General features: G+C 71.3%; 18 protein-coding genes. 7 read left to right on the forward strand and 11 right to left on the reverse strand.

The features are described from left to right. Positions 1-79 precede the first annotated feature (79 nt). Positions 80-1,447 carry a cation:dicarboxylate symporter family transporter gene (locus BA175_RS08210; RefSeq protein ID WP_069170632.1) on the reverse strand — a complete coding sequence of 456 codons (1,368 nt, stop codon included), beginning with the start codon at positions 1,445-1,447 and terminating at the stop codon, positions 80-82. Between the two features lie 158 nt (positions 1,448-1,605). Between BA175_RS08210 and BA175_RS08215 the strand changes: the two genes are divergently transcribed. From BA175_RS08215 to BA175_RS08225, 3 genes are all read left to right on the forward strand, one after another. After that, positions 1,606-3,276, forward strand: coding sequence for a sensor histidine kinase (locus tag BA175_RS08215; RefSeq protein WP_069170633.1), 1,671 nt, complete (start codon positions 1,606-1,608; stop codon positions 3,274-3,276). Beyond that, positions 3,273-3,947: a response regulator gene (locus BA175_RS08220; protein ID WP_069170634.1), complete on the forward strand. Its 675-nt coding sequence runs from the start codon at positions 3,273-3,275 to the stop codon at positions 3,945-3,947. The genes BA175_RS08215 and BA175_RS08220 overlap by 4 nt, the downstream gene beginning before the upstream one ends. 165 nt (positions 3,948-4,112) lie before the next feature. Then, positions 4,113-4,736: a helix-turn-helix domain-containing protein gene (locus BA175_RS08225; protein ID WP_069170635.1), complete on the forward strand. Its 624-nt coding sequence runs from the start codon at positions 4,113-4,115 to the stop codon at positions 4,734-4,736. Between the two features lie 362 nt (positions 4,737-5,098). On the opposite strand, the gene BA175_RS08230 is transcribed toward BA175_RS08225, so the two are convergent. Further along, positions 5,099-6,124, reverse strand: a complete 1,026-nt coding sequence (locus BA175_RS08230; RefSeq protein ID WP_069170636.1) for an ATP-dependent 6-phosphofructokinase — start codon at positions 6,122-6,124, stop codon at positions 5,099-5,101. 494 nt (positions 6,125-6,618) lie between these two features. Here BA175_RS08230 and pta point away from each other — a divergent pair, with 494 nt between their 5' ends. The 3 genes from pta (at position 6,619) to pyk (ending at position 11,437) form a co-directional block, all read left to right on the forward strand. Continuing rightward, entirely contained in the window at positions 6,619-8,691 is a 2,073-nt protein-coding gene (pta, locus tag BA175_RS08235) for a phosphate acetyltransferase (RefSeq protein ID WP_069170637.1), read from the forward strand. 41 nt (positions 8,692-8,732) lie between these two features. Continuing rightward, positions 8,733-9,935: an acetate kinase gene (locus BA175_RS08240; RefSeq protein WP_069172008.1), complete on the forward strand. Its 1,203-nt coding sequence runs from the start codon at positions 8,733-8,735 to the stop codon at positions 9,933-9,935. A 74-nt stretch (positions 9,936-10,009) separates the two neighbouring features. Continuing rightward, entirely contained in the window at positions 10,010-11,437 is a 1,428-nt protein-coding gene (pyk, locus tag BA175_RS08245) for a pyruvate kinase (protein ID WP_069170638.1), read from the forward strand. 103 nt (positions 11,438-11,540) lie between these two features. On the opposite strand, the gene BA175_RS08250 is transcribed toward pyk, so the two are convergent. The 4 genes from BA175_RS08250 to BA175_RS08265 form a co-directional block, all read right to left on the reverse strand. Further along, positions 11,541-12,863, reverse strand: a complete 1,323-nt coding sequence (locus tag BA175_RS08250) for a hypothetical protein (RefSeq protein ID WP_069170639.1) — start codon at positions 12,861-12,863, stop codon at positions 11,541-11,543. Further along, the gene (locus tag BA175_RS08255) at positions 12,853-13,410 is read right to left on the reverse strand and encodes a DUF6114 domain-containing protein (RefSeq protein ID WP_069170640.1); all 558 of its coding nucleotides are present in this window, start codon (positions 13,408-13,410) and stop codon (positions 12,853-12,855) included. The genes BA175_RS08250 and BA175_RS08255 overlap by 11 nt, the downstream gene beginning before the upstream one ends. A 94-nt stretch (positions 13,411-13,504) precedes the next feature. Continuing rightward, positions 13,505-14,146 carry a DUF6230 family protein gene (locus tag BA175_RS08260; RefSeq protein ID WP_069170641.1) on the reverse strand — a complete coding sequence of 214 codons (642 nt, stop codon included), beginning with the start codon at positions 14,144-14,146 and terminating at the stop codon, positions 13,505-13,507. A 598-nt stretch (positions 14,147-14,744) separates the two neighbouring features. Continuing rightward, positions 14,745-15,725, reverse strand: a complete 981-nt coding sequence (locus tag BA175_RS08265; RefSeq protein ID WP_079159456.1) for a tetratricopeptide repeat protein — start codon at positions 15,723-15,725, stop codon at positions 14,745-14,747. Between the two features lie 317 nt (positions 15,726-16,042). On the opposite strand from BA175_RS08265, the gene BA175_RS08270 reads away from it, so the two are divergent. Further along, entirely contained in the window at positions 16,043-16,726 is a 684-nt protein-coding gene (locus tag BA175_RS08270; protein ID WP_069170643.1) for a TetR/AcrR family transcriptional regulator, read from the forward strand. Here the strand turns inward: BA175_RS08270 and BA175_RS08275 are convergent. The 5 genes from BA175_RS08275 to BA175_RS08295 form a co-directional block, all read right to left on the reverse strand. Next, positions 16,702-18,402, reverse strand: coding sequence for an acyl-CoA mutase large subunit family protein (locus BA175_RS08275; RefSeq protein WP_069170644.1), 1,701 nt, complete (start codon positions 18,400-18,402; stop codon positions 16,702-16,704). The two genes, BA175_RS08270 and BA175_RS08275, sit on opposite strands and share 25 nt — an antisense overlap. Before the next feature lie 83 nt (positions 18,403-18,485). Continuing rightward, positions 18,486-18,818, reverse strand: a complete 333-nt coding sequence (locus tag BA175_RS08280; RefSeq protein ID WP_069170645.1) for a DUF3817 domain-containing protein — start codon at positions 18,816-18,818, stop codon at positions 18,486-18,488. A 77-nt stretch (positions 18,819-18,895) separates the two neighbouring features. Continuing rightward, on the reverse strand, positions 18,896-19,405 hold the full coding sequence (locus BA175_RS08285) for a MarR family winged helix-turn-helix transcriptional regulator (RefSeq protein WP_069170646.1): 510 nt from the start codon (positions 19,403-19,405) through the stop codon (positions 18,896-18,898). Positions 19,406-19,733: 328 nt separating this feature from the next. Further along, positions 19,734-20,027, reverse strand: coding sequence for an MTH1187 family thiamine-binding protein (locus tag BA175_RS08290; RefSeq protein WP_069170647.1), 294 nt, complete (start codon positions 20,025-20,027; stop codon positions 19,734-19,736). Beyond that, positions 20,024-20,374, reverse strand: coding sequence for a DUF3817 domain-containing protein (locus BA175_RS08295; protein WP_069170648.1), 351 nt, complete (start codon positions 20,372-20,374; stop codon positions 20,024-20,026). Before BA175_RS08295 ends, BA175_RS08290 begins: the two co-directional genes overlap by 4 nt. Positions 20,375-20,498 lie beyond the last annotated feature (124 nt).

Below are 20,498 nucleotides of genomic sequence, written 5' to 3' on the forward strand. Positions count from 1 at the left end.
GGAAGCACCCCGAGCCATCCCGGGAACACAGGTACGGCCGGTACGGGAGTCCCGTACCGGCCGTACCTGTGTTCAGGCGTTACGCCTTGACGAGCGAGGGCTGCTGCTCCTCGCCGTCCCGGGCGTCCGGGACGTGGGGTTCGCCGCCGTGGGCGTCGTCCGTCATCGTCTTCTCGTCGAAGGGGAGCGCGCCGGAGAGGACCTGGTCCACGCGGGCCCGGTCGATCTCCTTGGTCCAGGTGCCGACGAGCACGGTGGCCACCGCGTTGCCCGCGAAGTTGGTGAGGGCGCGGGCCTCGCTCATGAAGCGGTCGATGCCGACGATCAGACCGACGCCGTCGACCAGTTCGGGGCGGTGCGACTGGAGGCCGCCCGCGAGGGTGGCCAGTCCGGCGCCCGTGACGCCCGCCGCTCCCTTGGAGGCGATCACCATGAAGACCAGCAGGGAGATCTGCTCACCGACGCTCAGCGGGTCGCCGGTCGCGTTGGCGATGAACAGCGAGGCCATCGTGAGGTAGATCGCGGTGCCGTCGAGGTTGAAGGAGTATCCGGTCGGCACGGTGATGCCGACGACGGGCTTGCTGACACCCATGTGCTCCATCTTGGCGATCAGCCGCGGCAGGGCCGACTCCGAGGAGGACGTGGACAGGATGAGCAGGAACTCGCGGCCCAGGTACTTCAGCAGGGTGAAGATGTTGACCCCGGCCACCAGCCGCAGGATCGCCCCCAGGATCACGAAGACGAAGACCGCGCAGGTGACGTAGAAGCCGATCATGATGATCGCCAGCGACTTCAGCGCGTCCACGCCGGTCTCGCCGACCACCGCGGCCATCGCGCCGAACGCGCCGACCGGGGCGACCCACATGATCATGGCGAGGATGCGGAAGACGAGGCGCTGGATGTGGCCGATGCCCCGCAGGACCGGTTCGCCGGCCGAGCCCATGGCCTGCAGGGCGAAGCCCGCCAGCAGCGCGACGAGCAGGGTCTGCAGCACCTCGCCCTCGGTGAAGGCCGAGACCATGGTGGTCGGGATGATGCCGAGCAGGAAGTCCACGGTGGACTCGCTGGCGCCCGAGGCCTGCTTCTCCCCCGCCGCACGCGCGGCCTCGGTGAGGTGGAGGCTGGAGCCGGGCTCCAGGAGGTTTCCGACGACCAGGCCGATGGCCAGGGCAACGGTCGACATCACCAGGAAGTAGCCGAGGGCCAGACCGCCGACGGCGCCGACCTTGGCGGCCTTGCGCACGGAGCCGACGCCCAGCACGATCGTGCAGAAGATGATCGGTGAGATCATCATCTTGATGAGGCTGACGAAGCCGGTCCCGATGGGCTTGAGCTCCACGGCCAGGTCGGGGGCGGCCAGTCCCACCGTGATGCCCAGCACCACGGCGGCGATCACGGCCAGGTAGAGATAGTGCGTACGGTCCCGTCGTGCGGCTGTCTCTGCCACGGGAGCCCTCCTCGGCTGTCTGCGGTCCCTCCCCCGTCCCTGGGGGCCCCGGTGACTATTCACCCCCCTGTGACGGCCGTCACCCTTGCGTTCATATCGTTCACAGACGCTTTCGAGCCACCTTGGGCCGATGCGTGCCGCACGGCAGACTGGATGCCATGCGCCTTCCCCGTACCCGCCCCCGCAGCCTGGCCGGCCAGCTCTTCGCGATGCAGGCCCTGCTGGTGGCCCTGGTCGTGGCCGGATGCGCCTTCTTCGCCTACGCCTCGGGGCGGGCCCGGGCGGAGGAGACCGCCGCCCGCCAGGTGCGGGGGGTCGCCCTCGCGATGGCCGGATCTCCGTCCGTACGTGAGGCGATCCGTACCCCCGATCCGTCCGCCGCACTCCAGCCGTACGCGGAACGGGTCCGGGCGGACACCGGCATCGCCTTCATCACGATCATGGACACGGCCGGTGTCCGCTGGACACACCCGGACCCCTCCCAGATCGGCAGGTCCTTCATCGGGCACACCGAGCAGGCCCTGCGCGGCGAGACGTTCACGGAGACGTACACCGGCACGCTGGGGCCCTCCATACGGGTGGTCACGCCGATCCGCGACGGCGGCCGGGTCGTCGGGCTGGTCAGCGCGGGCATCACCGTCGAGCGCGTCTCCACCCAGGTGCGGGAGCAGCTCGGCGCGCTGGCCGCCGCGGCGGGCGGCGCCCTGGCGCTCGGTGGGCTCGGTACGTACGTCATCAACGCCAGGCTGCGGCGGCACACGCACGGGATGAACGCCCAGGAGCTCAGCCGGATGCACGACTACCACGAGGCCACCCTGCACGCGGTGCGGGAGGGGCTGCTGATGCTGGACGGGCGGCGCCGTATCGCGCTGATCAACGACGCCGGCCGGGAGCTGCTGGGGCTCGGTCCGGACGCGGTGGGACGGACGGTCGACCAGCTGGCACTGCCCGCGCCGCTGACCGGGGCGCTCCTGGCCTCGGGGCCACGCGTCGACGAGGTCCATCTGACGGCGGACCGGGTGATCGTCGTGAACACCAGTCCCGTGGTCGGCGGCGAGCGGCGCGGCACGGTGGTGACCCTGCGGGACCACACGGAGCTGCAGGCGCTGTCCGGGGAGCTCGACTCCGAGCGCGGTTTCACGCAGGCGCTCCGGTCGCAGGCGCACGAGGCCGCGAACCGGCTGCACACCGTGGTGTCGCTGATCGAACTGGGCCGGGTCGAGGAGGCGGTGGAGTTCGCCACGGCGGAGCTGGAGCTGGCGCAGGTCCTCACCGACCGGGTCGTCGGCGCGGTCGGTGAGCCGGTACTGGCCGCGCTGCTGCTCGGCAAGGCGGCACAGGCGAACGAGCGCGGTGTGGAACTGGTGCTCGGGGAGGACAGTCTCATCGACGACGGGGCACTGCCGTGTTCGCTCGCACCGCGCGACCTGGTGACCATCCTCGGCAACCTGATCGACAACGCGGTGGAGGCCTCCTCGGACGCGTCGACGGGAGGCGCCGCGGCGGCGGGGGGCGGCGACGGATCCGTGCCGGCGCAGCGTGGCGCGACGCGGGCCCTGGTCACCGTCACCGCGCTGACCGACGCGGACGGTCTGCTGCTGCGGGTGGCGGACACGGGCGGGGGCATCGGCCCGCAGGACGCCGACGAGGTGTTCGAGCGCGGCTGGACCACACACGGCGCGGGACGCGGCCTGGGGCTGGCGCTCGTACGGCAGGCCGTCCACCGCAACGGGGGGACGGTCGCTCTGGGGCGGTCCGCGGACGGCGGCGCGGAGTTCACGGTACGGCTTCCCCTGGCGGGCCGCCCGGCGCGGGTGGTCACCGCATGATCCGGGTGCTGATCGTCGAGGACGATCCCGTCGCCGCGGACGCCCATCAGCTGTACGTGGGCCGGGTCCCCGGTTTCGAGGTGGCCGCCGTCGCCCACACCCGGGCGGCGGCCGTACGCGTGCTGGACCGGATGCCGGTGGACCTGCTGCTGCTGGACCTGTACCTGCCCGACGGGCACGGGCTGCAGCTACTGCGCTCGCTGCGGGCCGCGGGGCACGGTGCCGACGTGATCGCGGTGACGTCGGCGCGGGATCTGGCGGTGGTGCGGGAAGGGGTGTCGCTCGGCGTCGTGCAGTACGTGCTGAAACCGTTCACCTACCCCACCCTGCGCGACCGGCTCGTGCGGTACGCCGAGTTCCGGGCGGCGGCCGGTGAGGCCAGCGGCCAGGACGAGGTGGACCGGGCTCTGGCCGCTCTGCGGGTCTCCCGGCCGGCCACGCTGCCCAAGGGGCTGAGCGGGCCGACCCTGGAGGCGGTGACCACGGCGCTGCGGGCGTCCGCGGAGGGGCTGACGGCCTCGGCCGCCGGGGAGGAGCTGGGCATCTCCCGGATCACCGCGCGCCGCTATCTGGAACATCTGGTGGCGGCCGACCGTGCCGAGCGGCGGCCCAGCTACGGTCAGGTGGGCCGGCCCGAGCTGCACTACCGATGGGTGGCCGAAACTCGCTGATCCGTCCGGGGCCCCCAGCGCGGGTCCACTAGGAGGATCGCACGAAGGGTGAACTGTTAAGAACAGCCTGTAGCCAGGGCGTTCTCCACCTTCTACGGTGGGGCCGTGCACCCCACTCCACCCTTCAACGCCCCCGCCGCGCGCCGACTCCGCGAGGCGCTGGGAATGGCTCCCGGACATGTTGCGTACGGGCTCGGCGCCCAGTACGGACTCCGGATCACCGCGGAGACGGTGATGGCCTGGGAGCGCGGAGTCGCGCTGCCCGGCGAACGCGAACTGACCGCCCTCGCAGGCGTGCTGTGGTGTGCGCCCGGTGAACTGCTGGCCGACGCGAGCACCTTGCGCGAACACCGTGTGGCACGGAACGTCTCGGTGGACGAACTCGCGCGGACACTCGGCATGACGGCCGCCGCGTATCTGCGCGTCGAGGAGTCGGGCCGCTGGCGCGGCAACGAGCGCCAGGCCGCGGCCCTCCGCGAGGCGCTGGACCTGTCCGCGGCTCAGTTCCTCACGGTCACCGGCCGGAACGAGGAGCTGGGCGAGCTGCTGACCAGGGCGGTGACCACGCGCTGGCAGGCGTATGTTCGGCCGGTGGCCAAGCTCGTCCCGCTGGACCGGGTCCTGGTGCAGAACGTGCTGGAGCAGTTGCACACCGACTACCAGTCCCTGATGGTGTCGACACTGAGCTGGGACACGGCGGGCCGGGACCGCTCGGGGACGACGGGCGAGGCGGGGCGGAAGTTCCTGGGCCGGGTGGTCGAGCGGTTCTGGCACACGGCGGGCATCTGACCCGGCCCGGCCTGCTCGGGCCGGGCCGGGCGGCCGGGCGGGAAACAGGCCGGGAGGAAACGGGCGGGGGCGGACGGGGGCCAGGCCGGGCGCACGCCGACCGGGCGCGCGCCGACCGGAGGCCCCCCCCCGGCGGCCCACCGCGGGCCCGCACGGCGCTTGCGCCCCGGTGGCGGGCGTCACCGGCAAGCCCGTGCCGCCCGGGAAGTCCGGGACCGGCCAGAAGACCGACTCGGCCTCGTACATCCGGCCGGGCGCACAACGACCGGCGGCCCACCGCGGGCCCGCACGGCGCTTGCGCCCCGGTGGCGGGCGTCACCGGCACCGACAGGCCCGTGTCCCCGGGGAAGACCAGGAACCGGTCAGAAGACCGACTCGGCCTCGTACATCCGGCCGATCGGCACGGTCTTCAGCCGGGTCACGGCGTCCGCGAGCGGGGCCATCACGATGTCGGTGCCGCGCAGCGCCGTCATACGGCCGAAGTCTCCGCGGTGCACGGCCTCGACCGCGTTCCAGCCGAAGCGCGTCGCGAGCACCCGGTCGTACGCGGTGGGGGTGCCGCCGCGCTGCACGTGGCCGAGGATGACCGGCCGGGCCTCCTTGCCGAGGCGCAGTTCCAGCTCGGTGGCGAGGCGGTTGCCGATGCCCTGGAAGCGCTCGTGGCCGAACTGGTCGATCTCACCCTTGGCGTACGGCATGGAGCCCTCGGCCGGATGCGCGCCCTCGGCGACACAGATGACGGCGAACTTCTTGCCCCGCGCGAAGCGTTCCTCGACCATCTTGACCAGGTCGTCGACCTGGAAGCGCCGCTCCGGCAGGCAGATGCCGTGGGCGCCGCCTGCCATGCCGGACTCCAGCGCGATCCAGCCCGCGTGGCGGCCCATGACCTCGACGACCATGACCCGCTGATGCGACTCGGCGGTGGTCTTGAGACGGTCTATGGCCTCCGTCGCGACACCCACCGCCGTGTCGAAACCGAAGGTGCGGTCGGTCGCGGAGATGTCGTTGTCGATCGTCTTCGGGACACCCACGACGGGCATTCCGGCGTCCGACAGCATCCGGGCCGCGGTCAGCGTGCCCTCGCCGCCGATCGGGATGAGGGCGTCGATGCCGTAACGCCGGGAGAGCTCCTCGCAGTTCTCCGCGGCTTCGCGCAGCCGGTGACGCTCCAGCCGGGCCGAGCCCAGGATCGTACCGCCACGGGCCAGGATGCCGCTGACCGCATTGAGGTCGAGGGGGCGGAAGTGGCCGTCGAGGAGGCCCTTGAACCCGTCCTCGAAGCCGATCACTTCGTCGCCGTGCCCCACGACCGCGCGGTGCACGACCGACCGGATCACGGCGTTCAGGCCGGGGCAGTCCCCGCCTGCGGTGAGAATTCCGATGCGCATCCTGCTCTGTCTCCTGCTCGCTGAGGGCGGTCCCGTAGTCCCTGGTGGATCAGCGCACGGCGTCGGACGGCGGAGTGCGCCTCCCGGGCCGGGGGGCACCGCGCGAGGCGGAGACACGTCCGCATACCGGATGTATCCGGGCGTTCCGGCGACGCGGCGAGGCGCCGGGGCTGTCGCCACGCGCCCGCCGAGGGGTTACGGGACAGCCCATGGTGCCAGGCCTCCGGGGGCCCCGCGTGGAAACACCCGTACCGTGAGCCGTCACGATTGTCCCACGCCGTCCGGGGCACCCGCGCTTCCGGCTTCCGTGGGCCGCTGCGGCGGTGGGGCCCGGGGCGGCCCCGCGCGGGTGCTTCCCACCGGGCGACGGACCTGCCCCCGTAGGTATCGTCGAGGGGGCAATGCCGGGGCGCGTCCCGACTGTGGCGTCATCTGCCCGGAGGGCAGGTGGACCTTCGGGACAGACTCTGGCCGGACAGGACGGGAGAGCACGCGTGGCGCGCAGCGTGTACGTGACCGGGATCGACCGGGGAGACGGCCGTCAGGTCGTCGACCTGGGAGTCATGGAGCTACTGACGCGTCAGGTCGACCGGGTCGGTGTCTTCCGGCCGCTGGTCCACGACGGGCCGGATCGGCTGTTCGAACTGCTGCGGGCCCGCTACCGGCTCTCGCAGAGCCCGGAGACCGTCTACGGCATGGACTACCACGAGGCGTCCGCGATCCAGGCGGAGAAGGGGACCGACGAGCTCGTCTCCCGGCTCGTCGAGCGCTTCCACCGGGTGGCCCGCGACTACGAGGTGGTACTGGTACTCGGCAGCGACTACGCCGCCACGCAGCTCCCGGACGAACTGGCGCTCAACGCCCGGTTCGCCAACGAGTTCGGCGCCTCGGTGATCGCCGTGGTCGGCGGCCAGGGCCAGGACGCGGAGTCCGTGCGCTCCGAGACGCGCAACGCCTACCGGGCCTACTCCGGGCTCGGCTGCGATGTCCTGGCGGTCATCGTGAACCGGGTGGCGTCCGAGGTCCGCGAGGAGCTCGCGGAGCACCTGGCGGCCACCCTCCCGGTCCCCTGTTCGGTCCTCCCCGACGATCCGGCCCTCTCGGCGCCCACCGTCGCCCAGATCACCTCCGCGCTCGGCGGGACGGTGCTGCTGGGCGACGACTCGGGGCTGGCGCGCGACGCGCTGGACTTCGTCTTCGGCGGCGCGATGCTGCCCAACCTCCTCAAGGCGCTCACCCCGGGCTGTCTCGTCGTCACCCCCGGCGACCGGGCCGACCTGGTCGTCGGCTCGCTCGCCGCGCACAGCGCCGGCACCCCGCCGATCGCGGGCGTCCTGCTGACCCTGGACGAGCGCCCCGGCGAGGAGATACTCAGGCTGGCCGCCCGCCTCGCACCGGGAACCCCGGTCGTCGCGGTGGCCGGCGGCTCCTTCCCCACCGCGGGCGAGCTGTTCGCCCTGGAGGGCAAGCTGAACGCGGCGACGCCCCGCAAGGCGGAGACGGCACTCGGCCTCTTCGAGCGCCATGTGGACACCGGCGCCCTGCTGGAGCGGATCTCGGTGGCCCGCAGCGGCCGGGTCACCCCCATGATGTTCGAGCACGAACTCCTCGAGCAGGCCCGCGCCGACCGCCGCCGTGTCGTCCTCCCGGAGGGCACCGAGGAACGCGTCCTGCGCGCCGCCGACGTGCTGCTGCGCCGCGACGTCTGCGACCTGACCCTCCTCGGCGACGTGGACGTCATCCGTAAGAAGGCCGCGGACCTCGGGGTCGATCTCGCCGGGACCCAGCTGATCGACCCCCGGACCTCCGAGCTGCGCCAGGGCTTCGCCGAGCAGTACGCCCTGCTGCGCGCGCACCGCGGAGTGACGGCCGAGCTCGCCTACGACATCGTCTCGGACGTCAACTACTTCGGCACGCTGATGGTCCAGGAGGGTTTCGCGGACGGCATGGTCTCCGGCTCGGTGCACTCCACCGCGGCGACGATCCGCCCGGCGTTCGAGATCATCAAGACGAAGCCGGGGGCCTCGATCGTGTCCTCGGTCTTCTTCATGTGCCTCGCCGACCGCGTCCTGGTGTACGGCGACTGCGCGGTCAACCCGGATCCGGACGCGGAGCAGCTCGCGGACATCGCGGTCCAGTCGGCGGTCACCGCGGCCCGCTTCGGCGTGGAGCCCCGGATCGCGATGCTGTCGTACTCGACGGGCTCCTCGGGCACGGGCGCCGACGTCGACAAGGTGCGCCAGGCCACCGAGCGGGTGCGCGTCTCCCGGCCGGACCTGCGGATCGAGGGCCCCATCCAGTACGACGCCGCGGTCGAGCCGAGCGTCGCCGCGACCAAGCTCCCGATGTCGGAGGTCGCGGGCAAGGCGACCGTGCTGGTCTTCCCGGACCTCAACACCGGCAACAACACGTACAAGGCGGTGCAGCGTTCGGCCGGCGCCGTCGCCGTGGGCCCGGTGCTGCAGGGGCTGCGCAAGCCGGTCAACGACCTGTCGCGCGGGGCTCTGGTGCAGGACATCGTGAACACGGTGGCCATCACGGCGATCCAGGCGCAGGACGAGAAGTGACCCCGACGACCCCCGATCTCCCCAGCGAAGGTTCGCGCTCCATGACTGACCCCCACCGCGTACTCGTACTCAACTCCGGCTCCTCGTCGGTGAAGTACCAGCTCCTGGACATGCGCGACCGGTCGCGGCTGGCGACCGGCCTGGTCGAGCGGATCGGTGAGGCGACCTCCCGGCTGGTGCACACACCGGCCGCCGGCCAGGTCCGCGAGCGGACCGGCCGGATCGCCGACCACGAACAGGCGCTGAAGGCCGCCGCCCGGGAACTCGCGGCCGACGGGCTCGGCCTGGACTCCCCCGAGCTCGCGGCGATCGGGCACCGGGTGGTGCACGGCGGGCTGAGGTTCTCGGAGCCCACCGTCATCACGGACGAGGTCCTGACGGAGATCGAGCGCCTGGTACCGGTGGCCCCCCTGCACAATCCGGCGAACATCACCGGCATCCGCACCGCCCAGGCACTGCGCCCCGACCTGCCGCAGGTCGCGGTCTTCGACACGGCCTTCCACACGACGATCCCGGAGCACGCGGCGCGGTACGCCATCGATGTGGCGACCGCGGACGCGCACCGCATCCGCCGCTACGGCTTCCACGGCACCTCGCACGCCTACGTCTCGCGCCGGACGGCGGAGCTGCTGGACCGGCCCGTGGCGGACGTGAACGTGATCGTGCTGCACCTGGGCAACGGCGCCTCGGCCTCCGCGGTGGCGGCCGGCCGGTGCGTGGAGACGTCCATGGGACTGACCCCCTTGGAAGGGCTGGTCATGGGTACACGTTCGGGGGACATCGATCCGGCGGTCACCTTTCACCTGAAGCGGGTGGCGGGGATGTCGGCCGACGAGATCGACGTCCTGCTGAACAAGAAGAGCGGTCTGGTCGGCCTGTGCGGCGACAACGACATGCGGGAGATCCGGCGCCGGGTGGACGAGGGCGACGAGCGCGCGGCGCTCGCGTTCGCCATCTACGTCCACCGGCTGAAGAAGTACATCGGCGCCTATTCGGCGGTCCTCGGCCGGGTGGACGCCGTGGCCTTCACGGCGGGGATCGGGGAGAACTCGGCTCCGGTGCGGGAGGCTGCGATCGCGGGACTGGAGGGCTTCGGTCTCGCGGTGGACCCGGTCCGCAACGCCGCACGGTCCGGCGAACCGCGGCTGATCTCCCCCGAGGGCGCGGGGGTGGCCGTGGCCGTGGTGCCTACGGACGAGGAGCTGGAGATCGCCGGCCAGACCTTCGCACTGGTCCACAACTGAGCGGACCCGCGCCCCTTTGTATCTTCCACCAGACGGAATATTCCGCAGCGAAACAAACCGATAGGATCCGCCCCATGCGCCGTTCCAAAATCGTCTGCACCCTCGGTCCCGCCGTCGACTCCCATGAGCAGCTCGTCGCTCTGATCGAGGCCGGCATGAGCGTGGCCCGTTTCAACTTCAGCCACGGTACCCACGAGGAGCACCAGGGCCGTTACGACCGGGTCCGCAAGGCCGCGGCCGAGACCGGCCGCGCGGTGGGCGTGCTCGCCGACCTCCAGGGCCCGAAGATCCGCCTCGCGAAGTTCGCCGAGGGTCCCGTCGAGCTGGTCCGCGGGGACGAGTTCGTCATCACCTCCGAGGACGTCCCCGGTGACAAGTCGATCTGCGGCACCACCTACAAGGGCCTGCCCGGTGACGTCGCCAAGGGCGACCCGATCCTGATCAACGACGGCAACGTCGAGCTCAAGGTCGTCTCGGTGGACGGCCCCCGGGTCACCACGATCGTCATCGAGGGCGGTGTCATCTCCGACCACAAGGGGATCAACCTCCCGGGTGCGGCGGTCAACGTCCCCGCGCTCTCCGAGAAGGACGTCGACGACCTGCGGTTCGCCCTGCGGATGGGCTGCGACCTGGTCGCCCTCTCCTTCGTGCGGGACGCCGAGGACGTCAAGGACGTGCACAAGGTGATGGACGAGGAGGGCCGCCGCGTCCCCGTCATCGCCAAGGTCGAGAAGCCGCAGGCCGTCGAGCACATGGAGGGCGTCGTCGCCGCCTTCGACGGCGTCATGGTCGCCCGCGGTGACCTGGCCGTCGAGTATCCGCTCGAGAAGGTCCCGATGGTGCAGAAGCGCCTCATCGAGCTGTGCCGCCGCAACGCCAAGCCGGTGATCGTGGCGACCCAGATGATGGAGTCGATGATCACCAACTCGCGGCCGACCCGCGCGGAGGCGTCCGACGTCGCCAACGCGATCCTGGACGGCGCGGACGCCGTCATGCTGTCGGCGGAGTCCTCGGTCGGCGCGTACCCGATCGAGACGGTCAAGACGATGTCGAAGATCGTCGTCGCCGCCGAGGAGGAGCTGCTCTCCAAGGGCCTCCAGCCGCTGGTTCCGGGCAAGAAGCCGCGCACGCAGGGCGGTTCGGTCGCCCGCGCGGCCGCCGAGATCGCGGACTTCCTGGACGGCAAGGCCCTGGTCGCGTTCACCAAGTCCGGTGACACGGCCCGCCGCCTGTCCCGCTACCGCGCCGCGCAGCCGATCCTCGCCTTCACCACCGAGGAGGCCACGCGCAACCAGCTCGCACTGAGCTGGGGCGTCGAGTCCTACGTCGTCCCGCACGTGGACAACACGGACGCCATGGTCGACCTGGTGGACGCGGAGCTGCTGAAGCTGAAGCGCTACAACGACGGCGACACGATGGTCATCACGGCCGGTTCGCCCCCCGGCGTCCCCGGCACCACCAACATGGTCCGGGTGCACCACCTGAGCGGCGAGCGCGCCTGACCTCCCCGTACGGCGTGAGCTGTGGGCCGTCCCCCTCGCGGGGTACGGCCCACAGCTCTGTGCGGCTCCCGTACGGGTCCTGGGTGCGGCCGGCCACGTGTCCCTAGCCGTTGCCGCCGGTGAAGTAGTTCTGCAGGCCGGGTACCTTGAGCGAGCCGCCGAACTGACCGGCCTGGGTCACCTTGACCTGGGTGAAGAACGCGAACGGCACGTTCAGCGGCGGCGGGGAATCCGGGCTGAAGGTGATCGGGATGATGCCGAAGAGGTTGCCCTTCAGCTCCTCCGTGTACATCGTCACCGTGCCGTTGCGGATGGTGGAGGTCGAGCCCTCACGCGCCTTGACGTGACCGGTGGTGCCGGCCGGGCCCTTGGTCAGCTGGTGCAGATCCTTGATGTCGATGGTGGCGGTGAACTTCAGCACCTTCTTGACGGAGCCGTCGTACGTCTTCACCTCGACGATGCCCGCGTAGTCGAGCCCGTTGAGCGTGAGCAGCGAGCTCTCCAGGATCCACGGGTCGTCCGGGAGCAGCGGGATGCCCTGCTCCAGGTCGGCCGCGGCGAGCGCCTCGGGGTCGGCGGTCGGGCAGGGGAAGCGCGGTTTGGCGCCGTCCGGGATGTCCTCGTCCTTCACCGGGTCGAGGCCCTTGACGTCGTCCGTCAGCTCCTCGACGTCCTTGCCGGCCTTGTCGGCCGCCTCGCGGATGGCCCGGGCGGTCCGCTCCGCCTCTGCCTCCGCCTTGTCCGCGACCTTCCCGGCGGAGAGCTCCGGCGTCCGCGGGGTGGGCTCGGGCTCCGCCGGGGCCGTGTCCTGCGGCGCCGGGGACTGCGTGGTGGCCTCGGGGGACGGGCTCGCCGTCTCCTGCGTGGTCCCACCGAGGAGGTTCTTCAGCGCGTCACCGACGCCCAGCGGGTCGAGCGGGTTCGTCGACGTGCCGGTGGTGGGAGCCGGCTCGGGCTCCGTCGCGGCCTCGGTGCCGGCCGTAGCGTCCGCGGAGGGCCTGCCCGGGCTCGTGGAGGCGGAGGAGTCCGGGGCCGCGGTCGTGTCCTCGCCCGGCTCCGCACCCGGCGCGGGCTTCCCGTCCTCGCCGGTGCCGCCCGAGGGCGTGGTGCTCGGCGAGGGAGTGGCGCTCGGCGTGGGCGTCTCCTCCGGCTCGGCCGATTCGCTCGGCTCGTCGGAGCGGGTCACGCAGGGGCCGGGAGCGAACGGGATGTCGGTGCTGTCGTCGGCCATCGCGAGCCGGGGGGTGAGCCCCATGCCCACGAAGACGGCGGTCGGCATCGCGGCCAGCGCGAACGCCTTCTTGCCGGTCGGCATGTTCAGCTTCGTCAGCAGCGACTTCCGGGGAGCGGCGTGGCGCGGTCCTCTCCGCGCGCCCGGGCCGCCCTCCGCGGAGGTGTTCGCCGGCTGTACCTCGTCACCCCGCACGATGCCGTCCTCCTTCGGCGTCCGACACCGGGTCGAACCCGGCTGTCTGCTGCTGGGGAACGGCCGCGCCCTGGAACACGTCCCCGGGACGCCCGCCCTCCGGCCGCGCCGTCGGGGCGAGCGCACCGGCCGGGACCTCGTCCCCGGCGGGGTCGCCCGGGGCCCAGGAGACGGACAGGGCCCCACCGAGAAGGGCGAACACGAAGCCGATCAGGAAGCCGCCGATGTTGGCGACCGGTATGGAGATCAGGGCCAGCAGGATCGCGGCGACACCGGCGAACACCCGGACGATGTGGTGGAACCACATCGTGAGGCCCAGCGTGATGAGCAGGACTCCGATGATCAGCGACCCGGCACCGGCGGTGGTGGACATCGCGATCGTCATGTTGCCGAGGTGCATGTTCGCGTACGGGAAGTACGCGATGGGTACACCACCCAGAATGGTGAACAGACCCGCCCAGAACGGCCGGTTACCCCGCCAGGTGCGGAATCCCCGCCGGTAGACGGTGAGGTAGTGCTCGTTCTGCCCTGTGGACTCGGGGCTCATGGAAAACAGCTCCCTGGAACCGGTACTGCCGTGAGAAGAGAGGGGTGGGCGGCCGAAGGCCCGCACAGGGCACTCCGGCCACCCGGGCGAGTGCTTAGAAGCACTCCTTGACGCCCTTGTGCAGCCTCAGGCTCAGGTTGCTGAGCTTGAAGGTACCGGCGGTGGTCGCCCACGCCGTCTGCTTCACGTCGGACAGCGTGGCCACCTTGGCGCGCTGCGCGAAGCCGTTCGGGTTGACGGCCTTCTCCGTACCGGCCTGGATGCCGGGCTTGCCGACCGAGCCGGCCGCGACGCCGATGTCGATCTGCTCGAAGTACGCGTCCGTGTCGAGCTGGGCGACGTCCAGGTACAGGTTGGTCGCCTCGACCGGCTTCTTCGGGTCGGTACCCGCCTTCAGCTGAAGGCTGACGCTGCCGAGACCGAAGGGCAGGTCGGGGGTGACCACCGACTGGCACATGTTGGTGATCGTGGCCTTGCTGAAGCCCGACACGGCCACCGGGTGCGCCGCGTCGTTGCCCTTGAGGTCCTTTCCGACAGCGACGCTGCCGTACTGGACGAAGTCCTCACCGACGAGCTTGTCGGTGGAGACCTTGAAGCTCTGGCCGGAGACGCTGAACGACGCGGCGAGCGCACCCTGCGCCAGTCCGACACCGACAGCGGCGGTCGCGACGACGCTCGGCACCATGACCAGAGCGAAGCGCTTCCATCTCGTCCCACCGCGAACCTGGGAACTCATTGATTTCCTCCTTCTCGGACGTACATCTCCGGTACGGGCAGGGTGCCCGCCCTGGGATGGGAGAAGTGCTACGTCCTCGGGAAGGAGAGCGCCCGGACCGGAGGCGTGTACCGCATCCGAGTCACCGGCGATCACCCCCGAGCGACAGCCACTGGCCGCGCTTCTGCGCAGCCGGTTCGGACAGGCCCCGCCCAGGGGCGGGAACCCCCCTGTCCGCGATCGGCGGCACCGCCGCCGACCACCCGGTGGGGACCCAACAGGCCGCCGTCACCGACTGGCGGCCGGGATACGGGTATTGGACCGAGCGTGGCCGATCGTGGTGCATTCCCGGCCGCGACACAAGGGGGGTCGTTACTCGCTAGTAACGACCCGATAACCGGGGTGCGACAGAGGGACACCTTCCGGGCACACAGGGTGGCATCAAAGGGACACCCGTACAGGGCGATTGACACACGTAACCGGACAGATCCCGGGGGCTGCTTTACTGCCAGTAACAGCCCGCGCAAGTGTCAAGATTTGGTAAAGCGCAGGCGTCCGTTGTCGTTCACCCGGGAAAACGGCCGCGGCGCCCGGCGGGCGCCGCGGCCGTGTTGTCACATCAGAACAAGACGCGCGCCAGGGCGGTCCGCGCGGCGGCGACCCTGGGGTCCTCGGGTCCGATGACCTCGAAGAGCTCCAGGAGCCGCACCCGCACCGCGTCCCGGTCGTCGCCGGACGTGCGGCGGACCGTCTCGACGAGCCGGCCGAAGGCGTCCTCGACGTGCCCGCCCACGAGGTCGAGGTCGGCGGCGGCCGTCTGCGCGGCCGGATCGGCCGGGTTGTCCGCGGCCTCCTTGCGCACCTGCTGCGGGTCCATGCCCGCGACCCGGCCGAGGAGTTCGGCCTGGGCGAGGCCCAGCTTGGCCTCGGTGTTGGCCGGGTCGTCGGAGAGCACGTTCTTGTACGCCCGGACGGCGCCGGCGAAGTCGTTGGCGTCCAGCGCCTGCGCGGCGGCCTCCAGCAGCGCGTCGTACGGTCCCGCGGGCACCTCGGCCGGGGCGGCGTCCGCGGCGGCGCCGGGCTCGGCGTCCTGGTCCACCACGAGCCCCGTGAGGCCGAACCGCTCCTCGCCGACCTGGATGAGCTGGTCCAGCGTCTGACGGATCTGGCTCTCGGGAGCCGCACCCTGGAAGAGCGGGAGGGCCTGCCCGGCCACCACGGCGAAGACCGCCGGGATGCCCTGGATGCCGAACTGCTGCATCAGCATCTGGTTGGCGTCGACATCGACCTTGGCCAGCACGAAGCGGCCGTTGTACTCGGCGGCGAGGCGCTCCAGGAGCGGACCGAGCTGCTTGCACGGCTCGCACCACTCGGCCCAGAAGTCGATGACGACGGGCACCTCGGTGGAGCGCTGGAGGACGTCGGTCTCGAAGCCGGCCTCGTCGACGTCGATCACCAGTGAGGCGGGGGGCACTCCGCCGCCGCCACCCTGCCGGGCCGACTGCGCGCGGGCCTGCTCCGCCTTCGCCTTGGCCTCGCCGGCCGCCTTCACAGCGGCGAGGTCGACGACGCCGCTCATGGACATGTTCCTAGGCTGCATACGTACATCCTCCCCCCTGGGCGCACCGTTGCGAAAAGCGATCCGCGAACCGCCTCCGCCCACCGCCACGCCGGTGTGCGGGGCGCGCGGACGGATACGGCTCCGAGGCCCTGGAAACCCCGTACTTCTGCGCCGGGTCCCCACCCGGCCCTGTGGCTGTCGATCGGTCGTGGCGTCACGGCGGGCGAGCCGCCGTCCTTACGCTACGACCCGTAGCGTAACTGCACGCACCCCCTCCGGGGCAAGAGCACCCGGTGATCTGTCTCACGCGCACCGGGGCCGGTCAGCGGTACTTACCGGCCGGTATGGTTCGCCGCATGCCCAGCGACAGCCCCCCGGAACCCGCCCGATCGGGACGCCCCCGCAGCGTCGCGGCCGATGCCGCGATCCTGGAGGCGACCCGTGCGTCGCTGGTGGACCTCGGCTGGTCGAAATTGACGATGGGTGATGTGGCCATGCGGGCCGGGGTCGCGAAGACGACCCTGTACCGCCGCTGGGCGGGGAAGAACGAGCTGGTCGTGGACGCGGTGGCGGTCCTCTTCGACGAGCTGGAACTCCCCGATCTGGGGAGCCTGGAGGCCGATGTCGAGGCCGTCGTCCTGCAGTTCGCCGCCCTGCTGGAACGGCCGGAGACGAAGACCGCGCTGATGGCGGTCGTCGCGGAGGCGACCCGGGACGAGGCACTGCGCGACCGGATCAGGAACTCGATCGTGGCGCGGCAGAAGCGGCTGGTCCTCGAGGGCCGCGAGCGCGCCCAGAAACGCGGGGAGCTGCCCCCCGAGCCGGACAGGGCGGTGGCGGACCGCACCGCCGACCTGATCTTCGACGTGATCGCCGGAGCCGTGGTGCACCGGGCGCTGGTGAGCGCCGAGCCCGTGGACTGCGTCTGGGCCCGGCACTTCACCCGGCTGCTGCTCTCCGGACTGGGAGCTGCGTCCGGCCGGCGCGACGGGGAGGGCCGGACGCCCGGGCGGCGTCAGAAGCCGGGCGGCTCCGTGTAGACACCCCACTCGTCGCGCAGGACACCGCAGATCTCGCCGAGGGTCGCCTCCGCGCGCACGGCCTCCAGCATCGGGCCGATCATGTTCGACCCGTCCCGGGCGGCGGCCAGCATCGCGTCGAGCGCGCCGCGGACCCGCGCGTCGTCGCGGGCCTCCTTGCGCCCGCCCAGCGCGCGGACCTGCTCACGCTCCACCTCGTGGCTGACCCGGAGGATCTCCAGGTCGCCGGTGACGGAACCGTGGTGCACGTTGACGCCGACGACCCGCTTCTCGCCCTTCTCCAGCGACTGCTGGTAGCGGAAGGCGGATTCGGCGATCTCCCCGGTGAACCAGCCGTCCTCGATGCCGCGCAGGATGCCGGAGGTGATCGGCCCGATGGGGTGCTTCCCGTCGGCGTGGGCCCGGGTGCCGCGCTCCTTGATCTGCTCGAAGATCTTCTCGGCGTCCGCCTCGATGCGGTCGGTGAGCTGTTCGACGTACCAGGAACCGCCCAGCGGGTCGGCGACGTTGGCGACGCCGGTCTCCTCCATGAGCACCTGCTGGGTGCGCAGGGCGATCTCGGCCGCCTGCTCGGAGGGAAGGGCGAGGGTCTCGTCCAGGGCGTTGGTGTGCAGGGAGTTGGTGCCGCCGAGTACGGCGGAGAGCGCCTCGACGGCGGTGCGCACGACGTTGTTGTACGGCTGCTGGGCGGTGAGCGAGACTCCGGCGGTCTGGGTGTGGAAGCGGAGCCACTGCGCCTTGTCGGTCTTCGCGCCGTACGTCTCCTTCATCCAGCGGGCCCAGATCCTGCGGGCGGCGCGGAACTTGGCGATCTCCTCGAAGAAGTCGAGGTGCGCGTCGAAGAAGAAGGACAGGCCGGGGGCGAAGGTGTCGACGTCGAGACCGCGGGAGAGACCCAGCTCCACATAGCCGAAGCCGTCGGCGAGGGTGTAGGCGAGCTCCTGCGCGGCCGTCGCCCCGGCCTCGCGGATGTGGTACCCGGAGACGGAGAGCGGCTTGTACGCCGGGATGTCGCGGGCGCAGTGCTCCATCAGGTCACCGATGAGGCGCAGGTGCGGCTCGGGCTGGAAGAGCCACTCCTTCTGGGCGATGTACTCCTTGAAGATGTCGGTCTGCAGGGTGCCGTTGAGCACGCCCGGGTCGACGCCCTGGCGTTCGGCGGCGACCAGGTACATGCAGAAGACGGGGACGGCGGGGCCGCTGATCGTCATCGAGGTGGTGACGTCGCCGAGGGGGATGTCCTGGAAGAGGACCTCCATGTCCGCCGCGGAGTCGATGGCGACGCCGCAGTGGCCGACCTCGCCGAGCGAGCAGGGGTCGTCGGAGTCCCGTCCCATCAGCGTCGGCATGTCGAAGGCGACACTGAGACCGCCGCCGCCGTTGGCGAGGATGGTCTTGTAGCGCTCGTTGGTCTGCTCGGCGTTCCCGAAGCCGGCGAACTGGCGGATGGTCCAGGTACGGCCGCGGTAGCCGGTGGGGTACAGGCCCCGGGTGAACGGGTACTCGCCGGGCCAGCCGATCCGCTCGAAGCCCTCGTACGTGTCCCCGGGGCGAGGCCCGTACACGGGCTCCACCGGGTCTCCGGAGAGGGTGGTGAAGTCCGCGTCACGCTTGCGGGCCTTGTCGTAACGGGCCTGCCAGCGGTGGCGGCCTTCCTCGATCGCGTCAGCGTCCATACGCACAAATTTACTAGGACGTCCTAGTAAATGTCGATGGCAAACCGCCCGGCGCTTCGCGCGGGGCGGTTGTGCGGTGCCCGTCAGACCTTGACGGCCTGCGCGGACCCGTCGGCGATCAGCGGCTCGACCTCCTGGACCACCTTGCGCTCGACGAAGAACGCGGCGGTCGGGATCGTGCCGGAGATCAGCACCCAGAGCAGCTTGCCGACCGGCCACTTCGCCTTGGAACCGAGGTCGAAGGCGAAGATCAGGTAGATGATGTAGAGGACACCGTGGACCTGCGAGACGACGAGCGTCAGACCCTCACCGGTGTCGAAGCCGTACTTGAAGATCATGCAGACACACAGGATCAACAGCATGACGGCGGTGACGTAGGCCATCACCCGGTAGCGGGTCAGCACACTGCGTTTCATGGCATCGAGCGTAACCGGACGGCCGGGGCGATCTTGCGGCGCCCCGGCCCCTGCCACCCGCGCCCCGTACGGCGCGCTCACGCGTCGTCGAAGTCCTGCGCGGCCACCCGCAGCGGCCGGAGCATCGCGAAGATCTCGGCACACTCCTCCTCGTCGTAGACGCCCAGCCCGAAGTCCATCGCCATGAGGTCCTGGCTGGCCGCCTCGACGACCTCGCGGCCCTTGTCGGTGATGGAGGCGAGGGTGCCGCGCCCGTCGTTCGGGTTGGGGCGCTTGGCGACCAGTCCGGAGCGCACCAGCCGGTCGACGGTGTTGGTGACGGACGTCGGGTGGACCATCAGGCGCTCGCCGATCTTGGACATCGGCAGCTCACCGGCCTGCGAGAAGGTGAGCAGGACCAGGGCCTCGTACCGGGCGAAGGTCAGCCCGTACGGTTTGACCACCGCGTCCACCTCGGCGAGCAGGATCTGCTGCGCACGCATGATCGAGGTGATCGCCCCCATGGAGGGGACCGGTCCCCAGCGCCGCTGCCAGAGTTCCTCGGCGCGGGCGATGGGATCGAAGGGCAGGCTGAGCGGCTTCGGCACGGCACGACCATACCCACTGGTCACATGCCGGTCAGCCCCGTCTCGTACTTCGGTACCGGACGCTCTCCCCCACCGCCTCACCCGTCCCCGCGCCCCTGCCGGTACGGCGCGCGGCCGGTCCGCACACCGCGGCGGTACGGGCACCAGGCGCTTCACGCCCGCGCCGCGGCCGGCAGGTCACCGGTGGGCGGCGGCCTCGGCGCACCGGCGCGCGGGACGCCGCCCTGCCGGGACCGCAGCCGCACGGCCCGGGGCCCGGGACGGCCATGTGCCGCCGGGCCGTCGGCGCGGCGGCACAGCGGCGGGAGCGCCCGCCGCGGCCGGGTGCTCAGTCCGCCAGGTGGCGTTCGACCGTCTCGACCTTGGAGGTGAGGCCGTCGGTGACACCCGGCCGGATGTCGGCCTTCAGGACCAGGGACACGCGGCCGGCGCGGGCCTCGACCGCGGCGACGGCCCGCTTGACGACGTCCATGACCTCGTCCCACTCGCCTTCGACCGAGGTGAACATCGCGTCGGTGCGGTTGGGCAGGCCGGACGCGCGGACGACCCGTACGGCGTCCGCGACGTACTCACCGACGTCCTCGCCGACACCGAGCGGGCTGACGGAGAAGGCGACGATCATGCGCTCACCACCCCTTCACGGCGGGCGCGGGCGGCGATGACGCCGTCGGCCTCGTACTTCTTGAGCAGCTTCTCGCCGTAGAGGCCCCCGAACGGCACGACCGCGAGGAGGAAGAACAGGGCGACGCGCTTGAAGGGCCACTTGGCCTTGACCCACACGTCCAGCAGGAACACCAGGTAGATCGTGAAGAGGAGGCCGTGCAGCGCGCCGAGGGGCGGCATCAGGAAGTCGATGTCCGAGACCCGCATGAGCAGCGAGCCGAAGATGAGCAGCGCCGGGAAGGAGAGCGCCTCGGGAAGCGAGATGAGGCGCAGCCGGTGCAGGGCGGAAGCGGTCTTGATGTCCACGAGGGCACCTTCGGTGGGAGGGGCGTGTCGGCTTGTGAACGCAAGCACAAGCACAGCCATTGTGGCATCGCCCCCGGCCCGCCGTGGCGCGGGGTCCACGGCGGGTCGCCGCGGCACGTATCGG

It is taken from the genome of Streptomyces griseus, from assembly GCF_001715295.1.
GTDB lineage: Bacteria > Actinomycetota > Actinomycetes > Streptomycetales > Streptomycetaceae > Streptomyces > Streptomyces griseus_G.

What these genes read in the sequence shown, in the direction of transcription:
- BA175_RS08265 (WP_079159456.1), bottom strand. Translation starts at nt 15,725, where the DNA reads ATGCAGCCTAGGAACATGTCCATGAGCGGCGTCGTCGACCTCGCCGCT.
- BA175_RS08240 (WP_069172008.1), top strand. Translation starts at nt 8,733, where the DNA reads ATGACTGACCCCCACCGCGTACTCGTACTCAACTCCGGCTCCTCGTCG.
- pyk (WP_069170638.1), top strand. Translation starts at nt 10,010, where the DNA reads ATGCGCCGTTCCAAAATCGTCTGCACCCTCGGTCCCGCCGTCGACTCC.
- BA175_RS08225 (WP_069170635.1), top strand. Translation starts at nt 4,113, where the DNA reads ATGGCTCCCGGACATGTTGCGTACGGGCTCGGCGCCCAGTACGGACTC.
- BA175_RS08220 (WP_069170634.1), top strand. Translation starts at nt 3,273, where the DNA reads ATGATCCGGGTGCTGATCGTCGAGGACGATCCCGTCGCCGCGGACGCC.
- BA175_RS08230 (WP_069170636.1), bottom strand. Translation starts at nt 6,124, where the DNA reads ATGCGCATCGGAATTCTCACCGCAGGCGGGGACTGCCCCGGCCTGAAC.
- BA175_RS08280 (WP_069170645.1), bottom strand. Translation starts at nt 18,818, where the DNA reads ATGAAACGCAGTGTGCTGACCCGCTACCGGGTGATGGCCTACGTCACC.
- BA175_RS08260 (WP_069170641.1), bottom strand. Translation starts at nt 14,146, where the DNA reads ATGAGTTCCCAGGTTCGCGGTGGGACGAGATGGAAGCGCTTCGCTCTG.
- BA175_RS08215 (WP_069170633.1), top strand. Translation starts at nt 1,606, where the DNA reads ATGCGCCTTCCCCGTACCCGCCCCCGCAGCCTGGCCGGCCAGCTCTTC.
- BA175_RS08270 (WP_069170643.1), top strand. Translation starts at nt 16,043, where the DNA reads ATGCCCAGCGACAGCCCCCCGGAACCCGCCCGATCGGGACGCCCCCGC.
- BA175_RS08255 (WP_069170640.1), bottom strand. Translation starts at nt 13,410, where the DNA reads ATGAGCCCCGAGTCCACAGGGCAGAACGAGCACTACCTCACCGTCTAC.
- BA175_RS08275 (WP_069170644.1), bottom strand. Translation starts at nt 18,402, where the DNA reads ATGGACGCTGACGCGATCGAGGAAGGCCGCCACCGCTGGCAGGCCCGT.
- BA175_RS08290 (WP_069170647.1), bottom strand. Translation starts at nt 20,027, where the DNA reads ATGATCGTCGCCTTCTCCGTCAGCCCGCTCGGTGTCGGCGAGGACGTC.